The following is a 1,008-nucleotide window of genomic DNA, read 5'->3' on the forward strand; positions in this document are numbered from 1 at the left end:
GCGGCCGGCACTACCGGTGCGCGGTGTCGACGCGTGGCGGTGGGCGAGGGGGCTTGAATCGGGGACAATAGCGTCCCCGCCGCCCCACGCCCGCTCCCGATGACCGATTCCGCCCCCCAGCTTCCTGCCCGCATCCTTGATGGCCGCCGTATCGCCGAGGACCTGCTCGACAGCCTGAAGGTGCGCGTCGACGCGCGCGTGGCCGCGGGTGGCAGCCGCCCGGGCCTGGCCGTGGTGCTGGTCGGTGGCGACCCGGCCTCGACCGTGTACGTGCGCAACAAGCGCCGTGCCGCCGAGAAGGTCGGCATCGAAGCGCATGACTACGATCTGCCGGCCGGTACCACCGAAGCCGAGCTGCTCGACCTGATCGACCAGCTCAACGCCGATCCGAAGATCAACGGCATCCTGATCCAGCTGCCGCTGCCGGGCATCCCCGACGCGCGCCGGCTGATCCAGCGCATCGATCCCCGCAAGGACGTGGACGGCTTCCACCCGGAAAACGTCGGCCACCTGGCCCTGCGCGAGTTCGGCCTGCGCCCGTGCACCCCGCGTGGCATCACCACGCTGCTGGGCCACACCGACCAGCCGGTGCGCGGCCGCAACGCCACCATCGTGGGCGTGAGCAACCACGTCGGCCGCCCGATGGGCCTGGAGCTGCTGATTGCCGGCTGCACCGTGACCAGCTGCCACAAGTTCACCCCCAAGGACGTGCTGGAACAGGCCGTGCGCAACGCCGACATCCTGGTGGTGGCGGTGGGCCGCCCGGGCATCGTGCCGGGCGAATGGGTGAAGCCGGGCGCGGTGGTGATCGACGTCGGTATCAACCGGTTGGATGACGGCCGCCTGGTGGGCGATGTCGGGTTTGAAGCGGCTGCCCAGCGGGCGAGCTGGATCACCCCGGTGCCGGGTGGCGTGGGCCCGATGACCGTGGCCACGTTGATGCAGAACACCCTGGAAGCGGCGGAAGCGCTGAGCTGAATGGTAGTGCCGGGGGGGGGGGGGGGGGRS

General features: G+C 71.0%; 1 protein-coding gene. It reads left to right on the forward strand.

What is annotated here, in order from left to right:
• The first annotated feature begins 99 nt into the window (after positions 1–99).
• Entirely contained in the window at positions 100–978 is an 879-nt protein-coding gene (folD, locus tag D7T59_RS20500; protein WP_014036908.1) for a bifunctional methylenetetrahydrofolate dehydrogenase/methenyltetrahydrofolate cyclohydrolase FolD, read from the forward strand.
• The last annotated feature ends 30 nt before the right edge of the window (positions 979–1,008 follow it).

The organism is Stenotrophomonas maltophilia (assembly GCF_013464915.1).
GTDB lineage: Bacteria > Pseudomonadota > Gammaproteobacteria > Xanthomonadales > Xanthomonadaceae > Stenotrophomonas > Stenotrophomonas maltophilia_AT.

Coding starts and splice junctions, on each gene's coding strand:
- folD (WP_014036908.1), top strand. CDS start 100: ATGACCGATTCCGCCCCCCAGCTTCCTGCCCGCATCCTTGATGGCCGC.